Here is a 15277-nt window from a genome sequence, read left to right on the forward strand (position 1 = left end):
CCAGGCTACAATATGGTGTTCAAGCTACGATGAAATCGTTTAAATCACTTCCAAAAGCGCACAAGCTGCAATACCTCCTCCACCTGCAGCAACCAATAACACTTTATCTTTTGCTTTGATGGGCGCCTGTTCGCGAAGAAAATCGAGGGCAATCCCTACGCTTGAACCGGAAGTATTGCCGGTTTCTTCTACGGTTTTAACGATACGCTCTTCGGGAAAACCTAATTGTTTTGCAACAGATAGAACTAAATTTTTATTTCCTTGATGCGGGACCAGCCATTGGATATCTGCAGCAGTAAGGTTTAAAGCTTTGAGAAACTCTTCTGCACCATCAACCATACCATGTACTGCTTTGACAAACAGGGCAGTATTTTCTTTAATCGTGATGTAAAACAGTTCGGGGTCTTGGCAATGTGCTGCAGGCAGTCGTGAACCTCCTGCTGGGGTAGATACTGTATCGCTGACTTCGCCATCGGCAAACAAAGCAGAGGCAATAAAACGAAATTCTGCATTTTCTTTATTGGTAGACACAATACAAGCAGCTGCTCCATCGCCAAAGAGCACACTGGTCGCAAAATTATTTTTATTTAAAAACTTGGAGCGAATCTCGCTGGCAATTAATAAGATGGAACCCATACTGGCTTGAGTGATGGCGGCACTTGTATGCAAACCAACTACAAAACCGGCACATGCTGCTCCAATATCAAAAGCTCCTGTATTTTGCAATCCTAGTCGATGCTGTACCAGTGGACTGGTTGGTGGTGCAAGGTAGTCTCCTGATATCGTTGCCAAAATAATTTGGTTGATTTTATTTTTTTCTGCCGGCTTTGCTGCAAACAGTTTTTCTGCTGCAAGTACAGCCAAATCACTACATGCCTGATCTTCATTGACCCAGCGTCTATTTCTAATTCCTGTCGAGAAGCTCACCAGTGCTGGGCTTTGTGTGCTGTTCATCCAATTGAGCACTTCTTGATTACTTACAACCCGCTCAGGTAATGCGGTAAAAGGACCTTTGAGGTAGATGTTTTTTTCGGCACGTAACAAATTCATGATGATAATATTCCTTCAGAGCGCATGAGCGGTAAACCGCCACTTACAGTAATGACAGAGCCTGTCATAAATGAGGTTCTGGATAATAAGGGATCTAAGGCCTCTGCAATTTGTGCCGTTTCTCCCATCATGCCTTGAGGAATAATTTGTGCCATTTTTTCTTGATAAGCAGGTCTTTTCCAGAATTGCTCAGTTCTTGATGTTTTAATCAAACCAACACGGACAACATTGGATAAAATATTGTTGGCACTGTAATCCACTGCAAGATTTAAAAATAATCCTTCGAGCGCTGCTTTGGTTGCACAATAAGCGCCATAACGACTGGTTCCTGTAATTGCAGAAAGACTGGAAATCAGAATCAATCGTCCAAATTTATTGGCTAATAAAGCCGGTAACAGGTGATGAATTAACCAGATATTGCCATGCAAATTATCATCGATGTAAGCGCGTAATGCAGGATAGGATAGAGCGTGTAATTTGCGCAGTTGACTTACTCGTGTAAATGCGTTGAGGATGATTCCATCTAAAGGTTCTTGCAGCAGGTTTTGCAGTTCCTCCTCACTGGCTTGTGGATTGGAAAAATTATATACCAAACCACGAACCTGCATTTCTTGTTGTTTATAATGCTCCAATGTTTGGTTCAGACTTTCCTTGCTGGAACTGGTAATGATGATCGTGTCACCTAATTGCAATCGTCGCTTGGCTATGGCTTGAGCGATATCCGATGAGCCGCCAGTAATCAAAATATTCATTGTGCCCCCAGCTCAATTAAGTGTTTTTCAATACTGTTTATCGATTCATAATGTTCTTTTATTAAAGGCATAACAGGAATCTTAATTTTGAATTCTCGCTCGAGCTCAATGATGAGTAGGGCTAACATTAAGCTGTCGAGACCACCTTGCTCCAGTGAAGCAGATGTATCTTGATGCGGATAGGCAAGTCCAATTTTTGCTAATGTAGTGCGAATTCGTTCAGTGAGCATGGTTTTGTTCCTTTGGGCTTAAAAGCAGTGTTTTTCTATCAAGTTTTCCATGTGAGTTACGTGGCAATTTATCCAATAATTGCACTGTAATTGGAAGTTTTCTAGGTAAAAAATGGTGTTTTAACTGGTCACAAAGCATGTGTTCTGTGGTGGTAGTGCTGAAATTATCGCGTTCCAGACATACACGTAAACGGATGCCATACAATGCATCAGGCATCGGGATGACAATCACTTCTTTAATTCCTTTAATTTGGCAAATTTTATGCTCTATATCAATCAAATTAACCTTTTCACCACCAATATTGACGATGTGATCCAATCGTCCTTTAATTGCTACTAAACCGGAAGGTAATTGTTCTGCCAAATCTCCTGTAAAAAACCAACCATCGTGCATTCGGCTTTGTTTTTCCTCACCCAGATAACCTAACATGAGTTGACTGCCTTTAATGAGCAACTCATTGTCCTCTGATATACGTATCTGCCAATCACCAACTGGATAACCGGCAAAATCTTCAAGGAACAATAGATCTGTGCTCGAATAAGTCAGGACACGCGGAGAGGCTTCTGTTAGACCGTAATTATTATAAATTATTGCTTTAGGAAAAGTATGCATTAAGCTGTCACGCAATATAATACTCAAAGGAGCTCCAGCAGAGACAATCGCTTTTATTTTTGCTGCAGCTTCTGGAAAAAGTGTTGCCATCTTATGAATCGCAACCCAATGAGAAGGGACGCCGCTCCACATTTGGGGAATAGTATGCGTTTCAAACAATGTTTTAATATCAGTAAATTGTGTGATCAGTTGTGTTTTTATCCCAGCAATTAACCCGGGGAGTAATTGCCCAAGCAGGCCAAAAGAGTACGATAAAGGTAAAAACAATAATTGATCGACAACTTTAGAAAATTCAAGCGCATTAATGACAGCCTGACAGTTTGCAATGATATTTTTTAGGGAAAGCTGCACTGCTTTCATTTGGCCTGTGCTCCCTGAAGTAAAGAGCACTAAAGCGAGTTCAGGATGATGTTTTATCTGCTTATTTTCTTGAATTTCAAGAAGTTCACCTTGAGCATCAACGGTCATGTTCGTACTTAAAATGAGGCGTTTTTCCTGATCGGATTCGTGATGGGCAAGGAGTGCAATAGGCTTGCCGATGTGTAAAGCGGCTAATAATTGAATCACAAATAGAGGTTTGGGTGTTGCATATAAAACCAATAGGCCTTTCGGCAGTTTTTTTAATTGCAACGCCATTTTGTGGACTGCTGTTTCTAATTCAGCAAAACTTAAAAGCTGATTTTCCACGCTTAATGCAATTTTATTTGGTGAATCTTGAGCTAGAAATTGCATGTGCTTACCCCTCAACCTTATTCAACCGCCACGTAGCTACCACAGGCAGTGTATTATCTAATACATGTTTACGACAGAAATTTCGACGAATTTTACCACTGGTTGTATGCGGCATGGCTTTAAGCGGGATAAGAATAATATGATGAATTTCGAGTTGATGTGTCTGATAAACCAGTTCAAAAATGGTATTGAATAAAGTATCTTGCTCCTCAAATGACATGAAACGGTTTTTTATCTCACACATGACAGTGAGTTCATATTCATGATCTGTTTGAATGACAAAAGCAGCGCATTTACCTAGATGCTCATGGACTGGGGCATGGAGAATAGAATATTCTATGTCTTGGGGATAATGGTTTTTCCCATAGAGAATAATCAAATCTTTAATGCGACCCGTCACATAGAGTTCCTCTTCATGCACAAACCCCAAATCACCGGTTCTTAAATACAATTGATTGCTTGGATCATTAGAAATTTTACCATGAAATGCATGGCGTGTTTCTTCATCTTGTTGCCAATACCCCTGGGCTACACTGTCACTGTGCACCCAAATTTCACCAATCTGGTCATTATCACAAAGCACACGTGTTTCTGGATCCACAATTTTCACTGTTTGAATAAATTGACCGCAACTGACTAAACTGTGACTCTGCGAGTTTTCTTCTGGAGCAAAATGGACTCGATGATCCTGATACTGTTCTTTAGTTAAGGAGAGCGCCCGATAGGGGGTGTCTGGAATGGTTCCTGTAACTAATAAAGTAGCCTCAGCCAAACCATAACAAGGATAAAAGGCTTCTTTGCGAAACCCATAATTTTTAAACGCTTGATAAAAATGCTCTAATGTTTCTTTTCTGATGGGTTCTGCTCCATTCGATGCAATTCGCCAGCAGCTTAAATCCAATCCTTGTTTTTTTTCTTCCTTAATCCGTTTCACACAATAATCGTAAGCGAAATTGGGGCTGCCGCTTATGGTTGCTCGGTATTTACTGATTTTTTGTAACCAGGAAAGAGGATTTTGTAAAAAAGAAAAAGGAGACATCAGATAAGTGGGTACGCCTGCAAAAATAGGAGTCAAAATATAGCCTATTAATCCCATATCATGATGGGGCGGAAGCCAGCTGAATGATATGGTTTCTTCATTTAATTCAAATGCAGTATATATCTTTTGGATATTATCCAGTAAATTGCTATGCGTGATAATGACTCCCTTGGGATGCATCGTGGATCCCGAAGTGTACTGTAGAAAAGCAATGTTATGTTCGTGAATAGAGGGCGGCTGCCAATAAGCGCTTATTTGCAGTGCCATCCTGTCTATGGCTAAACATGGCACTTTATTTAAATACGGTTTTCCTTGGTGATCCAGGGTAGCAAATTTAGCTAAATGATCAGCGGTCATGATCACGAGCACCGGTTTTGCATTCTGGATAATGCGATGTGCCTTATCTAATAATTTGGCTTGGGCGGGAGGATAAATAGGTACTGCAATGCAGCCTGCATAAAGACAGCCAAAAAAAGCTTGAATTAGGGAAAGTCCGGGAGAAAATAATAATAAGATCCTATCCCCAGGTTTTGCTCCTTGCACGTGTAATTGCGCTGCAATGGCTCTTGCCCGTTCATCCAATTCAGCATAAGTCATTTTTTCTTCTAGATTTCTATTTATAAACGTACAACTTACTTTTTCTGGCGTATGCAAGGCTCTGTAGTGAACTGCATCAATAAGGGATGCGCAGTTGAAAATCTCTTTACTCATTAAACATCTCTACGGAATTGCAGGACTTGGCCGGCATAAGAGAGACCTCCTCCAACACTCATCATGAGTATTTTTCCAGGCCTATCAAAAATTTTTTCTTCGACTGCTCTCGCCAAAGAATAAAGAACAGAAGCGCCACCAATATTTCCAATCGTATCTGAATCCCAAATAATTGCCTTGTGACTCATTTGGTACTCTTGGAGAACTTGAGTGATTAATTTGCGATTCACTTGATGAGGAATAATCCATGTGATGTTTTTTCTGTCTTCTTCAGTAGGTAATAAATGGTCCAGCACTTGCTTGTACTTAGCATAGGCCAGTTCTTTCATCAGTGATTCATCACCAACCAAATGATAACCTATGGTGTCGATTTGCTCTTTGGTAGGTGGAAAAACGCCCTGAGTGGTAAAGGCTTCAACGTATTTTCCCTCAGTAGAAAAAAAGGTTTTTTCAACAGCGAATGCACCTGTTTCCTTTTTTTCCATCAGCAAGGCTGCCGCCCCATCGGCCAATCCTATCCATGTTTTTTCATTTTCAGGATCGATTACTTTGGACAAGGTTTCGGCACAACTGACTACCACATTAGTGTAACCTAAAGCCATTAAGGCATAAGCAAGATGAAGTGTAGATAAGGAAGTCGAGCAGCCAGTTTTTAAATCATAAGCAGGAGCATCTATTCCTAAACTTCCAAGAACTGCTGCAGCTTGTGAGCCCGTAAATCGTTTATTGGTAGTAGATCCCAATAAAAGGGCGTGTATTTTTTTTGAGTCATAATCCGCAAACAGTTTTTGCACGGCTTCAGTAGCTAATGATTCTGCAGTCAACTCCCTGGAGTTATCTAAAGATTCCCAAGGTTTATGGCACCAATAACGGGAATAAAAACCAAACTCTTCACCGATTTTTTCAGCAAATTTTTCTAAAAAAGATAAAGCGTGACCTGATGTTCGTGGAAAGTTTTGTAAAATTTCCAGATTAGTAATCGGTGGAGAATCAGGAAGAGCACGAGATGCTGCTGTAATATCAAAACGGATGCGGGGGTGCAAAATTTCCATACATTACCTTTAAATTGTTTTTTCGTTTGCTTTTATTTCAATTACACTATGGATTCAATGAGCCTAAATTATAGCTGTTTTTTAGGAAAAATTGACCCTGGTAATGACGAAGTGTATATTTTATATAAATTTTAATTAAAAGTTGAGTGCAATATGTCTTCATCGTCTGTTGATAAAACCACGATGAAATGGATAGAAAACCTGATTGATGAGCACAGTTTTCTTCCGTTACTTGCAGATTATACCATGAGTGATCAGTCTCATTTGCAATTTGGGGCTGAAGTGATTACGGGTTTAGCTAAAGTAAATCAAAGGCCAGTAGCAGTATATGCCCATAATAACTCCGTGAATCGAGGATACATTACCAGTCAGGGTGCAAAAAAAATTGTACGTCTCATGGATAGAGCCAAAAATTTACAGATTCCTATTATCGCTTTTTTAGCGTCCCCTGGTATTTCTTTAGAAGAAAACTTGTTAAGCGGTGATGAGTACACGCAAATTATTGCTCGTAATATCAATTTATCCGGTATGGTCCCACAATTTGCGGTGCTCGTTGCTCCAACTCTTGGTGCGCCTGCTTATTCTGCTGTATTGATGGATTTGCTTTTTTTTAACAAGCATCGTAGTTATCTGATGGTAACCAGTCCTATGGTAGTGCAACAAGCCATTGGTGAAAAAGTCAGTATGAGTGACTTAGGTGGTACAGCGATGCACGCGAGTACTACAGGCATTGCTGATTTTGTTGATGACAGCATCAGTGCGCAAATCAGTCAGGTTAAAACCATGCTCAATTTTTTCCCGTCACATAGTGGCGAATGTCCTCCTGTACATTCTGCTCAGGAGCCTTTGCATCGCTTGCCCAATATACCGATTGATCCTAGAGTGCCATTTAATATGCTCGAATTGATTCAAGCGATCGTAGATGACTCTGAAGTATGGCAATACAAAAGCGCCTACGGGCAGGCTATGATTTGTGCTTTTGTACGTATTCATGGACATGCAGTAGGTATTGTTGCAAATCAGAGTATTCGTTTTAGTGGCGCCATTGATTCAGATGCCGCGCAAAAAGCAGCTAAATTTATTCGAATATGCGATGCATATCGTATTCCGGTGCTTACTTTAATTGACGTTCCTGGATTCATGCCTGGAAAACGCGAAGAGCAAAAAGGATTATTGCAGCATGGAGCAAGATTATGTGCTGCGATGCAAACTCGTGTACCTAGGATGAGCGTGATTGTTCGGAAATGTTATGGTGCTGCGGCATTTCTAATGATGCAAACTGCATCGCAACAAGGAGATTTGGTTTTGGCTTTAGAGACTGCAACTCTTGGAGTGATGGGCAAAGAGACTACGAAAAAAGTTCAAAGTACGGATGGACAAGTATCTGTTAAGATGAAACATCAGGTCACTGAGGCACAGAATCTTGATCCTTCTTTAGTGGATGCATATACGTCTGGTTTAATCGATGAAATTATTGCTCCTCAACAAATACGGGGAAGATTGGCTCAACATTTGGAGTATCTATACCGCAAAATGGATGATCTGGCGATTGCGCGACATTCTATTGTATAGGAACACTTTCTCCCTCAAGTAGAAGGATCATTATGTCTTCTTACCATGATTTGCTGCAATTAATTCATTCATTCGAAGCTTATTTAGGAAATCCTGCAACACAGGATAGTCCTGTCAATTTTCAAGAAATCTTGCACTATGATGAACAAGAAGAACTTGCCTGGCCGCAAATCAGATTCATTCAACAATGGGGATTTATGGAGTACCTAATTCCTCAACATCTTGGCGGGCGGTTTGTTTCACTCGATGCTGCATTTTTTCTAGCAAAATCACTATGTAGACGTGATTTAACTATGGGTATCGCCTTGGGTTTGTCATTTTTGGGTTCTTTACCTCTTTGGATAGCAGGAAATGAACGTCAGAAAAAAGATTTGGCAGAATCCTTACGTCGCAGTGAAATTACCGCATGTGCTTTAACCGAAGAAGAGCATGGTTCTGATATCATGGCGAATGACGTAGTCGCTCAACCTTGCAAGAATGGGTGGGAGCTATCCGGGAGAAAATGGTGTATTAATTTTGCGACTCAGGGACAGAGTGTAACGCTTCTTTGCCGTACTCATGATCGAGGAGGCCCTTTAGGTTTTTCTGTTTTTTTTCTCGATAAATCGGTAATTCAGTCGGGTTTTATGCCCACGCCAAAACTCCCTACGCTTGGGGTCAGGGGATTGGATATTAGCGGCTTTTTTTTAGACAAAGTTTTTTTGTCTCATGATGCATTGATTGGAGGAGAAAAACGTGGTTTGGAAATCATTTATAAAACCTTACAGGTTTCACGAACTTTATGTGCTTCTTTCTCTGTTGGTGCAGCAGATACCGCCTTGCGATTAACGCTTTCTTTTAGTTTACAAAGACAATTGTATGGAAAAACTGCGTTTGAAATTCCCGTGGTAAAACAGCGATTGGGTGAACAGTTTACTCAGTTGCTTATCGCAGATTGTACTGCCATAGCAGTTGCTCGTGCTGCATCGGTGATCCCTGAAAAATTATCTTTTTGGTCTGCCATCATTAAATTTCTCATTCCCAAAATAACTGAAAGAATCGTCGAAGAATGTAGCACATTAATGGGTGCCCGTGCTTATTTACGTACAACAGAGTGGGCTATGCTGCAAAAAATCAGACGTGATATTCCAGTGGTCGGTTTATTTGATGGGAGTAGTCAGGTTAATTTATCGGTGATTGCAGGTAGTTTAGTGCCTCAAGCAAGAATAAGAGGAGGTTGTTCCCCAATTCAGTTACAACAATTGGAGCATATTTTTAATCTCAATTGTATTTGCCCTGAGTTACCTCTGGACCGCTTAGGTCTTTTCACTCTTGCTGAGGACGATATTTTGGCGGGTTTATCTGTGCTGAAATCGAAAAAAATCAATCCATTAATCAAAGCGATTCGAAGTGAGCTAAAGCGCTTGGATCGCCAAGTCCTTGCTTTGCAAGAGCAAAAACAGTTTGACCCACGCAGCTTAGCTGCTTTTCGATTGGCGGAACACTATTGCTGGATTTTTGCAGCAAGTTGTTGTGTTCATTTTTGGTATCATAATCAGGAGTTAATGGCTAGAGAATCACTGGGTTTGGACTGGCTTAATTTGGCAATTCCATTCATTCTTAATCAATTAAATGGGCGAGTAAACATCGAGCCTAAGCTGCAAGAATCTATGGCAGAGCATTTAGTTCTGTTTTATGAGCAAAATGAAATGTTCTCTATGGTTCCAATTAAAATAGCCGATGGCCAACTTTAGTTTTTGAGGTTATTATTTCGTATCGTATTCATTAGAGTTTTTGCATAGCCCCTCGAAACGGTCACGCCTTGCACTAAAGAAAAATTCACCGGTTATGCAAGAACTCTATTTTGGCTAGCAATGGGAATGAATTGGAAAAGAAGATTAATTGCAGCAATTACCCGAAAAAAATATCAGGCTTTTATTGAAGATACCATATACCCCGAACGTTCCCGTGAAAGGCTGTGGAATCAAGAGATTGTACCTTTATTAAAAAAATCTGCTTATTGGCCTCCTTTATTAAAAAATCGTCACACGTTAAATCTGAATGATTTTCCGATTACAACTTATGAAGATTATGAGAAAGATCTTTTGGCAGCACAACAGAGTCTTACTCAGCCTTTTAATGGGGAGAAATTGCTTTTTTGGTCAGAAACTTCAGGAACAGCGGGTGTTCGAAAATTTTTTCCGATTACTGAATCTTTTCAGAGGCAGTTTCAGCGCACTATGCCGCCTTATATTTATACGCTGACTCAGCGTTTTCCGGGGTTGTTTCAAGAAAAAATACTGTATTTGGCCGCAGTAGATTCTCATAGATCGTCACCCGCAGGCATTCCTTCAGGTTGGATTAGTAATTTTAATTATCGAAATTTACCTTCTTTTATTAAACGTTTTTATGCAATGCCTAATGAAGTATTCGATAATACGGAGGTCTATACGCAATGGTCTGCTTTGTATGCTTTAGCATCTGATCTAAGTGCAATATTTGCGGTGACTCCCATGGTTATTGATGCTTTATTTGAACGTTGTCTTAAGAATTTTAAGCATTTTTTACCTTATTTATTAGGTGAAAAAAGGGTTCCCGACTTTTTGCCGCCGCTTCATGTTACGAAGAAACGTCAGCGTTATTTGTGTCAATTGACACAGCACGATCCAGGCTCATTCAAAGAGTTTTGGCCGTCATTGACTGTAGTTGGATGTTGGGTTTCAAGTCTTTGTGAATATCCTGCACGACAATTACACAAATTATTAGGACCTGGGGTTGAGATGGTTGATGGTACTTTTTCCGCTACAGAAGGATGGCTTACTGTTCCAATTGACAATCAGAGTGGGGGATTTTTGCATCCTGGCGCACATATTGCTGAGTTTATTGAGGAAGGTAAGCCCATTAAAAAAGAGAACCTTTTACAATCTTGGGAGTTAGAGCAAGGGAAAAATTATGAAGTTTTTTTAACTACAGCTATGGGCTTTGTCCGTTACCAGCTAAAAGATATAGTGAAATGTATCGACTTTTTAAATAAAGCACCAAAACTTGAATTTTGTTATAAGACGCAAATGCTTAAATTAGAGAATTGTTCTGTTTCCGGTCAAGAGTTGCAGGAGATGCTGTGCGATATTTCTTTTCCTATAGCGCCTCACTGGTATTTTGCTCGTAACAGCCTGGGAAATAGGATTGTTTTTGTTACAGACGATACGACTCAAATATCTGATTCCATATTAGTCCAGATGCATGAACGTTTAATGCAAATTAACGAACCTTATGCGCATGGTGTGAGTATCAAAGAAGTGCTGCCAATAGTTTTATTCCAATTGCCAAAAGAAGAATTATTAGCAGACAGTCATGCACAGACCAAACCAAAGCTTATTTCTCAGCAAGTAATTACGGAAAAATAAGCTTCGATGTTTCTGTATCACTTGGAAAATTTGTTATGATTTCGCCTACGCCAAACTATTATAAAAAAAGGAATATCATGTTATGACCGAGAAGAATAAAACCAAGTCAAAAAAAACTCCAGAAAAGGCTGAGCTAACTGCCCCTATGCTTATTATTATTGACCTGGTATCCATCTTATTTAGTTTGATGCCTAGTGTTGCTGCTTTTAGCGTAACAGGTTTATTTATTTATCATGGTTATGCATGCACCTGGTTAGTGCTTCCGGCGGCCCCTTTTGTTTTATTTGCTTCTTTTATCCTGATTATCGCGGCAATTAGACTGTGTTTGCCTCGCTTAAAACCGGGTCGGTATAAACGTGAAATGAATCAAATGACGATTGCCTGGTTTTGTCATTTTGCTCTTGCTCGTTCTGCTAAAGTGGTTGGTTTAACCCCTTTATTGCAAACATTCAATGTGGTTAAGTTTTTTTATTGGCGTGCATTAGGTGCTAAAGTTTCCTTTCAAATTGTCAATTCGTTTGATATCGATTTTGTTGATTGTCCATTAATCACTATAGGAAAAAATGTCACTCTTGCCAGCGGGGTGTCAATTAGTTGTCACTCCGATGTGGGTAGCTTACTCTTTCTTGCGCCTGTAATTATTGAAGATAATGTTTTTATAGGTATGGCGACTACTATTGGTCCAGGAACAACTATTAAAAAAGGATGCTGGATTGGTTATGGAAATACGTTTGTCAATCAGGTGGTTGAGGAAAATACACGATTTGGAAATATCAGACCCACTCCTGATATAGAATAAACAGACCCTGGTATCTTATATTGAGCTATTACTAGGAGGGGTGAGCTCCGACCTGAAATATTATTGGCATATAAGGCAGATTGAACAAAAAAAGAATAATTATAAAATACAATGCAGAGCTAATGTTACCGATCCTTACCCATTCTTGTTCCGTCTTATCAGGAAGCCAAGCCGTAATTGCATAAGTTAGGCTGAATAAAATCCCCGTGATGATACAAATGACGACATTAACGTCCACAGAATAAGATTGGAAAATTTTATAAGTCATCATTAAAACCAAAAGGAATAAAATCACTCGATAAATACGTAATAATAGCTTGAGCCAAGATGGCGCTCCTGATTCCACACTTCCATCTTGAAAGTATGCATTAAAGAATATAATTCCCAATGCAGCTAATGGGATTAAAATAAGGAGGGGATTGACGTATTCTTCACCACCGCTGAGAACATGGCTTAGATAAAGAATAAAATATACGATAGTAATCAATGCTAAGAAAGGAAATAAATAGTACATCATTCGTAACAGTATAAAGCGCAAGCTATAGATAATTTTGATGTTTTGCTGACCGACCCCTAATCCTATAAAAAATAGAGTAACATGGGAAATCAATTGAAAATGGAAATTATTGGAGTATAAATTCCATAAAAAATCATTACCTACAGTTTTGAAAATAAAAGCGCCTAATAGGATAAGTACATTGGCCAAAGCTGAAAACAAAGAAGCAACAAAAAGCAGAAGAATAGTATTCCATACCGCGGCAAATAAGCTGTTATAACTGATACGCCAGGTATTATCATGATGGAATGCATAGTGGAATGAATGTCCCACATAGACAAAAAATGGAAAGGCACCTAGAAAGGTAATCCAATGCTCGAGAGGTAAGGAGGTAAATTGTGCTTCTATAGGAAGCAAGGGTAAAGACAGAAATAGTGCGACAATGCAACTGCTTGCAACCAAGCGAAAACTATTTTTTCCGTTATAAGCCAATCCATACAAAAGAGCAAAAAGACAGATTAAGGTGTAATCAAAGAGCTTGGTAATTTCATTACGAATTAATCCATCCAGTGCGAATCCAAGGAGTAAGCCGATTAGAGTAAAGAGATAAATTCCTTTTCTTGATGGCATGCTGCTTCTCCTTAGGTATATAAGTTTAGAATAGCTGATTTTAAAAACACTTGCATTTATTTACTGGTATTATTCGTTTTTCTCAATTTTAACTTTATTAGAACATTATGGTTTTATTTTAATTTGCGTTTTTGTAGAATGGATTTTAAGAATGATTAACTAATTCGTTGGGCCTCACTATGCTGAGTAAAGAGGAACGTTTTAAACTATGGCGTGGGACCAAATTCTATGCAGAACAAAAAGCGCTGAATTCAGCTTTGCTTATTAGCAATTACGTTAACTCAGTAGATAATCTTGAAGTCATCAAAGCGAATGCGCAGACAAAATATAACGACTTTGATCAATATAATGCACGCGCATGGGGAACAGCCGTTTTTATCAAGCTATTTATCGATGAAGCAATCGCACAACTGCCCGATACGGCTGATAAAGAAATAGCATTACTGACTCACTCCAGCGAGGTTATATCCACTTTATATGATAACTGGAAAGATAATACCGCAGGTAATATTTTTGCTCTAATTGGAGATATTGAAAAATTAATCGCTTTGGACAGTATTCCTTTTGCCGATAAAAATCAATATAGAACGTTTCTTCTATCTTCCTATATGTTGTTCCATATTATCAAACTCGCAATTGCCCAAATAGAGGGGAGTTGGAAACTGCAAATGGTAGTTTCTCTTCTTATAGATCTTGGACAAATCAAACCTAAAGTCGATCTTTTTTTACAGCAAGTAGAAATAAGGATGGCTCAATTAAATTCTGAGGAGTTAGTTAAAAGAACGGACAATATTGCTCCTGATCCTTTAAAACCAGCTAAAGAGCTCTTGAGTAAACGTTATCTTAAAGTATTGGGTATTAGCCCTTTAGATAGCACAAAACCGCAAAGAGGTTTACATAATAACAAGCGACCTGCTCCAGCTACAGCTCCAGGAGGGGTTAGGTTTCATCTGGCAGAGAAACCTATAAAACGAAATACTCATGAGGGCCTTGCTGCACTTGAAGCAGATATAGAAAAAGTTTCATCAGGTATTCTTAGCCTCATTGATCAGCGGGGTAAAAAAGCAGATCTTGAAGCCAAAATAGAGGCAGTAAATAAACTACTTTTATTTGCAGAAGAAAATGATAAGAAAATTACCGGAAGAAAAGATTTTTTAGATTTTATAGAAGAGCAAGCGCAGTTATTTCAAATTCTTTTAGAAACTGCCGAAGAAGGTCCAAAACAACAATTACTTGAAAAAATAAACCAATTAAAAATCTTTGTTGAATCTCCTGCTCTGTCTTCGGAAGTACTTCAGCGAGTAAGCTGGGTCACTTCATCAATAAAGGTTGTTTATCGAACTACCACGCCCCAAGTAGTGCAAAGCATGATTGCATCTACTCTTCCAACTACCCTAGACAGTACTTGCAAAACGGAACTTATAAATCTGGCAAATACATGTTTGCAGGACTTACGAGAAAAACTAAAGAAAAAAGAGCACCAAATTGCTGCCATAAATAATCGTTTTTTTAATCAAGACGAAGAGTTAAGATTATTCATTGCAAAAGAAAGTTCCGAACGACTCGCTGCGTTACAAAAAGCAAATGAGATAATGAAAGAATCGGTACAAGCTGGTTCTAGGCTACTTGCTACTGTAAAAGAAAACTTATCTTTTCTACAGGGTCTTCAGGCAAAGAGCCAAACCTTGAGCGCATTCATCAAACTACATGATGGTTTTTTCGTGAAAATTTCGAATTTCCTCGCTCAGTACTTTTCCTTCTTTAAGACTAAAACTGCAAAGATGATTGATGATGCTGCTGCTTGGAAAATTAAAGTGGATGGATTAATAGGGGAGTATCAAAGTATTGTGGATGGGGGAATACGCCAAATTGAGCTTATTCCAAATTTGGATGATTCGATTAAAGTTCAAATAAAAAGCCAATTTATTGCCGAAGAACAGCAGATACGCCGAGAAAAACCAAAGCATATAAATCCGAACAAGCGCGCTGTGCGTTTGTTAATGAACAATTTATCTCATTTGTTTGCCGCAAAACCGCAACCACTTAGAGAGCAAACGAATGAAAAAGAACTCGATGAAGAGCAATCCATTTTAGTTTGTTTTTAATTGTTTGATATTTTATGTCTGAAAAATTCATAAATATGTCCAGATTTCGCTTGGTAAAAAAACTGAGTGCATTTCCTGAATAATCAATGTCATAAAGTGCTTGATTTTTC

General features: G+C 39.0%; 12 protein-coding genes. 5 read left to right on the forward strand and 7 right to left on the reverse strand.

What is annotated here, in order from left to right:
* Positions 1-39: 39 nt before the first annotated feature.
* The 6 genes from Lani_RS16920 to Lani_RS16945 are packed head-to-tail and all read right to left on the reverse strand — an operon-like array spanning position 40 to position 6179.
* On the reverse strand, positions 40-1050 hold the full coding sequence (locus Lani_RS16920; protein ID WP_019232961.1) for a 3-oxoacyl-ACP synthase III family protein: 1011 nt from the start codon (positions 1048-1050) through the stop codon (positions 40-42).
* Complete coding sequence (locus Lani_RS16925) at positions 1047-1802, reverse strand: SDR family NAD(P)-dependent oxidoreductase (protein WP_019232962.1); 756 nt, start codon at positions 1800-1802, stop codon at positions 1047-1049. Before Lani_RS16925 ends, Lani_RS16920 begins: the two co-directional genes overlap by 4 nt.
* Positions 1799-2032, reverse strand: a complete 234-nt coding sequence (locus Lani_RS16930) for an acyl carrier protein (RefSeq protein WP_019232963.1) — start codon at positions 2030-2032, stop codon at positions 1799-1801. Before Lani_RS16930 ends, Lani_RS16925 begins: the two co-directional genes overlap by 4 nt.
* Positions 2022-3377 carry a class I adenylate-forming enzyme family protein gene (locus tag Lani_RS16935; RefSeq protein ID WP_019232964.1) on the reverse strand — a complete coding sequence of 452 codons (1356 nt, stop codon included), beginning with the start codon at positions 3375-3377 and terminating at the stop codon, positions 2022-2024. Before Lani_RS16935 ends, Lani_RS16930 begins: the two co-directional genes overlap by 11 nt.
* A 4-nt stretch (positions 3378-3381) precedes the next feature.
* Positions 3382-5127 carry a fatty acyl-AMP ligase gene (locus tag Lani_RS16940; RefSeq protein ID WP_019232965.1) on the reverse strand — a complete coding sequence of 582 codons (1746 nt, stop codon included), beginning with the start codon at positions 5125-5127 and terminating at the stop codon, positions 3382-3384.
* Entirely contained in the window at positions 5127-6179 is a 1053-nt protein-coding gene (locus Lani_RS16945) for a 3-oxoacyl-ACP synthase III family protein (protein WP_019232966.1), read from the reverse strand. The genes Lani_RS16940 and Lani_RS16945 overlap by 1 nt, the downstream gene beginning before the upstream one ends.
* Before the next feature lie 153 nt (positions 6180-6332).
* Between Lani_RS16945 and Lani_RS16950 the strand changes: the two genes are divergently transcribed.
* From Lani_RS16950 to Lani_RS16965, 4 genes are all read left to right on the forward strand, one after another.
* Positions 6333-7751 carry an acyl-CoA carboxylase subunit beta gene (locus tag Lani_RS16950; protein WP_019232967.1) on the forward strand — a complete coding sequence of 473 codons (1419 nt, stop codon included), beginning with the start codon at positions 6333-6335 and terminating at the stop codon, positions 7749-7751.
* 32 nt (positions 7752-7783) lie between these two features.
* Complete coding sequence (locus Lani_RS16955; protein WP_019232968.1) at positions 7784-9484, forward strand: acyl-CoA dehydrogenase family protein; 1701 nt, start codon at positions 7784-7786, stop codon at positions 9482-9484.
* Between the two features lie 126 nt (positions 9485-9610).
* Positions 9611-11137: a GH3 family acyl-acid amido synthetase gene (locus Lani_RS16960; protein ID WP_040522221.1), complete on the forward strand. Its 1527-nt coding sequence runs from the start codon at positions 9611-9613 to the stop codon at positions 11135-11137.
* Between the two features lie 82 nt (positions 11138-11219).
* Positions 11220-11936: a DapH/DapD/GlmU-related protein gene (locus tag Lani_RS16965; protein WP_019232970.1), complete on the forward strand. Its 717-nt coding sequence runs from the start codon at positions 11220-11222 to the stop codon at positions 11934-11936.
* 31 nt (positions 11937-11967) lie between these two features.
* On the opposite strand, the gene Lani_RS16970 is transcribed toward Lani_RS16965, so the two are convergent.
* Positions 11968-13062 carry a hypothetical protein gene (locus Lani_RS16970; protein WP_019232971.1) on the reverse strand — a complete coding sequence of 365 codons (1095 nt, stop codon included), beginning with the start codon at positions 13060-13062 and terminating at the stop codon, positions 11968-11970.
* A gap of 179 nt (positions 13063-13241) precedes the next feature.
* Between Lani_RS16970 and Lani_RS16975 the strand changes: the two genes are divergently transcribed.
* A complete protein-coding gene (locus Lani_RS16975; RefSeq protein WP_019232972.1) occupies positions 13242-15167 on the forward strand; it encodes a hypothetical protein in 1926 nt (641 codons plus the stop codon).
* The last annotated feature ends 110 nt before the right edge of the window (positions 15168-15277 follow it).

Origin of the sequence: Legionella anisa, assembly GCF_001467525.1 — a bacterium.
Taxonomy (GTDB): domain Bacteria; phylum Pseudomonadota; class Gammaproteobacteria; order Legionellales; family Legionellaceae; genus Legionella; species Legionella anisa.

Bases quoted from the DNA above. Each gene is read 5' to 3' on its own strand.
- Lani_RS16920 (WP_019232961.1), bottom strand. From the start codon at position 1,050: ATGAATTTGTTACGTGCCGAAAAAAACATCTACCTCAAAGGTCCTTTT.
- Lani_RS16925 (WP_019232962.1), bottom strand. From the start codon at position 1,802: ATGAATATTTTGATTACTGGCGGCTCATCGGATATCGCTCAAGCCATA.
- Lani_RS16930 (WP_019232963.1), bottom strand. From the start codon at position 2,032: ATGCTCACTGAACGAATTCGCACTACATTAGCAAAAATTGGACTTGCC.
- Lani_RS16935 (WP_019232964.1), bottom strand. From the start codon at position 3,377: ATGCAATTTCTAGCTCAAGATTCACCAAATAAAATTGCATTAAGCGTG.
- Lani_RS16940 (WP_019232965.1), bottom strand. From the start codon at position 5,127: ATGAGTAAAGAGATTTTCAACTGCGCATCCCTTATTGATGCAGTTCAC.
- Lani_RS16945 (WP_019232966.1), bottom strand. From the start codon at position 6,179: ATGGAAATTTTGCACCCCCGCATCCGTTTTGATATTACAGCAGCATCT.
- Lani_RS16950 (WP_019232967.1), top strand. From the start codon at position 6,333: ATGTCTTCATCGTCTGTTGATAAAACCACGATGAAATGGATAGAAAAC.
- Lani_RS16955 (WP_019232968.1), top strand. From the start codon at position 7,784: ATGTCTTCTTACCATGATTTGCTGCAATTAATTCATTCATTCGAAGCT.
- Lani_RS16960 (WP_040522221.1), top strand. From the start codon at position 9,611: ATGAATTGGAAAAGAAGATTAATTGCAGCAATTACCCGAAAAAAATAT.
- Lani_RS16965 (WP_019232970.1), top strand. From the start codon at position 11,220: ATGACCGAGAAGAATAAAACCAAGTCAAAAAAAACTCCAGAAAAGGCT.
- Lani_RS16970 (WP_019232971.1), bottom strand. From the start codon at position 13,062: ATGCCATCAAGAAAAGGAATTTATCTCTTTACTCTAATCGGCTTACTC.
- Lani_RS16975 (WP_019232972.1), top strand. From the start codon at position 13,242: ATGCTGAGTAAAGAGGAACGTTTTAAACTATGGCGTGGGACCAAATTC.